The 3788-nt window shown below is 72.1% G+C and carries 2 protein-coding genes; both read right to left on the bottom strand.

Annotated features, from left to right (window positions below; translation table 11 throughout):
* Window positions 1-2564 (bottom strand): SDR family NAD(P)-dependent oxidoreductase (locus ABD299_RS22900; protein WP_344266002.1); only part of this gene is annotated, 2564 nt, incomplete at its 3' end.
* Window positions 2561-3682, bottom strand: coding sequence for a DNA alkylation repair protein (locus ABD299_RS22895; protein ID WP_344265999.1), 1122 nt, complete (start codon window positions 3680-3682; stop codon window positions 2561-2563). The genes ABD299_RS22895 and ABD299_RS22900, both read right to left, overlap by 4 nt.
* Between the last annotated feature and the right edge of the window lie 106 nt (window positions 3683-3788).

The raw sequence follows: 3788 nt of genomic DNA, 5'->3' as shown, positions 1-3788 counted from the left end.
CCGCGGGGGGACACGGGGGCGGCGGCCGCGGGCGGCCGGGAGGCGGGGACGGTGTGGGCCGGTGCGGGGCCGGGTGTCTGCGCGGGAATCCGGAAGGCGTCCGCCGCGTGCCCCGTGGCCCGGTGGGCGGTGCCGTCCTGCCCGCCGGAAAGGGGAGCCGCACCGGAGATGTCGCGCGGCAGGCTTTCCAGGTGGGCGAGGAGGGCACCGACATCGGCATGTTCGAAGAACACGGCGGCGTCGACATCCAGTCCCTCGGACGCGAGTGCGGCAGCCACCTCGACCGCCATCATCGAGTCCAGGCCCATCTCCAGCAGGTTGTCCTGGGGCGACACGTCGCCGGCCTGGAGAATCCTGCGGAGAGTGGTCGAGAGCACCGGCCACAGCCGGCTCTCCGGTGTCACAGCGGTCATCTGAGCGCCCTTCGGTGTCGCGGTGGCGGAGAGGACGTAGTGGGCGGGCGGGAGCCCGAGGACCGCGCCGAGCAGCGCGGTGCCCTCGGCCGCGGAGAGCGCGGGAATCCCCCGGGCGGCGGCGCCTTTGACGATGTCCCGGCCCATGCCGACGGTCCACAGACCCCAGCCGAGGCTGTACCAGACCTCGCCCTCGGACCGCCGGCGCGCCGCGTACCCGTCGAGGTAGGCGTTGGCCGTCGCGTACGAACTCTGGCCGAGGTTCCCGTGAACGGCCGAGACGGACGAGAAGAGGGCGACGAAGCCGGGCCGCGTCTCCGGAGTGAACGCCTCGTCCAGCGCGTGCACTCCGCCGATCTTGGGGGCGAAGACCTCGTCGATCCGCTCCCCGCTCAGCGAGCGGGCCAGGCCGTCGCGCAGCACCCCGGCGGCGTGGAAGACGCCGTCGAAACGCCCGGCCCCGCGCAGCGCCTCCGGGAGGGTGCGCACGTCCGCGCGGACCACGGCCAGATCGCAGGAGCCCGCCAGCCGGTCCAGACGCTGCCGCAGCTCACCGTCCTGCGGGACCGATCGGCCGACGAGCGTGAGGTGCGCGCAGCCGCGCTCCGCGAGGAACTCCGCCACGTGCAGGCCGATGCCGCCCATCCCGCCGGTGATGAGGTAGCGGCCGCCGTCCGGAAGGGACGGGGACGGGGGGCCGGGGACCGGGTCGAGACAGGGCTCGTACCAGCCGTCCCCGCGCCGGGCCAGCTCGGGCTGGGTGAAGCGGACGGCCACGGGCGGTGCCTGGTCACTGTTCCGGCCGATGTCGAGCAGCCTGATGCGGGTGTTCGGATGCTCGGTCCGCAGGGTCCGGGCGAGCCCCCACACCGCTGTGTGGAGCGGATCGACGGTGTCCTCACCGGTGACGTCGTGGGCCGCGCCGGTGACCAGGGTGAGCGAGGGCATCGGCGGATGTGCGGCGAGGTGCCGCACCAGTGAGAAGAGCCCTCGCAGGCAGGCGGTGGCGGCCGTGGGGCCCGTCAGGTCCTCGGGGACGAGGCAGACCACTTCGCCCACCGTGGTGTCCTGCGGCAGCGCCCCGTTGCCCTCGTCGAGGAGTTTTTCCATGGCGAGCCGGATCACCGGCCGGCCGCCCGTTTCCGCCCAGGCCGGCACGGGGCCGTCCTCCGGGGCCACCACAAGGAGGGCGCCCTGCTCCGGGGTGGGCTCCGCCGTGGGGACGACGGGCCGCCAGCCGGTCCGGCTGATCTGTCCGCCGGGCGGGCCGGCCGGGGAGGTGGTGGAGGGCCGGTCTTCCGGCGCCGGACGGTCCGGCGGTCCGGGGGACACGGCCACCGTGACGGACTGCCGGGTGGCGGGCTCGCCCGGCGGGAGACCCTTGAGGGTGATCCGGTCCAGTTCGAGGAGGACCTCTCCCTGCTGGTTGCAGACCGTGGCCCGGCCCTGCGCGATGCCGGACGCCCCCCCGGCCGGAACGGTCCGCTCCACCAGTGCCAGGACGGAGCCCGAGACCGGCCGGCGGGCGGCGACGCGTCCCACCACCCAGGGAAGACACGGTCCGGCCGCCCCGTCGTCCAGCATCCCCAGGCACTGGAAGAGGCTGTCGAGCAGCGCGGGAGGCACGAAGTGCGGTCCCGCCGGCTCCTGGGGGGCCCTCAGCAGGGTGAGCATGCGGTCCGGTCCCCGGTGGGCGGTGCGGATCGCCCGGAAGGCCGGCCCGTAGTCGATTCCGCTGCTCTCCCTCCACCGCGTCACCGCCGACAGCGGCACGCCGTCGCCGCAGCTCGCCCGCAGTTCCGCCACGTCGAGGTAGTGAGGGGGTGTCAGCGGACGTGACACGGCCCGGGCACGGCTGTGCACGGTCCAGTCGTCCCCCGTGCCGCCGTCGTGACCGGCGGGGCGCGAGCCGACCGAGCACTGACCGTCGCCGTCCACCGTCGTGACGACCTCGGCCCCGGCCCCGGTCACGGTGAGAGGGGCGAGGAAGGAGACCTGGCTCAGCAGCCACTGGCGGTCGGGACGCGCCGAGTCGCAGGCGGTGAGGAGGGCGTCGATCTGCGCCGCGGCCGGCAGGACGGGCATCCCGCCGATCCGGTGGTCGCCCACCACCGGGTCGGCCGCATCGAGGTGGTGCCGCAGCCGGGTCACAGGAGGAGGTCGAATCTGCCGGAGGCGACGACCAGGCCGTTCACCTGGATGTCGACCGCGTGCTCGCCCGGGTAGTACTTGCGGGTCTGGACCTCCCGGATGGGGTGCGACTTCTCCAGCGGCCGGCGTTCGCCGGCGGCCAGTTCCAGGGACATCAGCTTGAAGACCTTGGGAATGCTGCGCCCGTTCTTGCGGACGTGGTGCACCACGTAGTCGACCGTGACCCGGTGCGCACGGCTGTCGGTGTTCTCGACGTCGAGGCGGATGGCGAGCGTGTCGCCGAGCGTCAGCGACGCGGGGGTCAGCCGCAGCAGGGGGACGCGGATGTGCTCGCCACCGGTCGCGCCCAGGATCGCCAGTGCCTGCTGGTTGCCCTTCTTGACCAGCGTGCGCAGGCCGTGCCGGACGATCCAGGCGGTCTCGGGTGTCCTGCTCTCCTCGGACCAGCGCATGGCGGTGGCCAGTGCGGTTTCCGGATGGTCCTTGGAGATGTCGTTGAGGTGGTTGGCCACGGACTTGCGGACGTATTCCGACGGATCGCTGCGCAGCGGTTCGAGGATCTCCAGGACCGGGCCGGGGTCCTCCACGAAGCGGGTGAGGACGCGCGCCCACGGAAGACGCGAGCGGGTTCCCTCGCTCGCCAGTCTGCGGACGTTGTGGCTCGGGTCGTGGGCCCACTCCGTGATCCGCTTCATGGTGATCTCGTAGTGCTGCTCGATGAAGGGGCGGATCGCGTATTCGCCGGTGTGCCGTCTGGTGATCTCGGCCAGGGCGTCGAGCGAGGTCTCGGGGGAGTCCAGGCCGTATTCCTCGACGAACCGGGCGACCGGCATGAGGTACCAGCTGACGTTGAACATTCCTTCGCCTTCGGCGAGTTCGTCCCCCAGAATCGAGACGAGAATCCCCACCGCCTCGGTGTAGTCCTCCGGAAGCCTGCTGCGCAGTCCTTCCGTCAGGACCAGGACGCGGTCCTTCAGTTCCTTGCCGGGAATGCGCTGCCCGACCTCCGCGGCATATCCTTCGACGTCGAAGCCGGGGCAGACGTCACGGATCTTTCCGCCCAGCAGGCGGGCGGCGTCCTCGTTGAAATGCCGCTTCAGTCCGTACTCGCTAGCCATGGTGTTCGGCCTTTCTCGTCTCGTTCTCCCCCGCCGGGATTCCGGTGGATTCCGGAATCCAGTAGCGCTGCCGGTTGAAGGGGTAGGTGGGGATGGTGGTGTGGTG

This window comes from Streptomyces sodiiphilus, from assembly GCF_039529215.1.
GTDB lineage: Bacteria > Actinomycetota > Actinomycetes > Streptomycetales > Streptomycetaceae > Streptomyces > Streptomyces sodiiphilus.
The sequence above is the reverse complement of the archived record's forward strand: the minus strand, read 5'-3'. Positions and strand labels throughout refer to the sequence as shown.

Bases quoted from the DNA above. Each gene is read 5' to 3' on its own strand.
- ABD299_RS22895 (WP_344265999.1), bottom strand. From the start codon at position 3,682: ATGGCTAGCGAGTACGGACTGAAGCGGCATTTCAACGAGGACGCCGCC.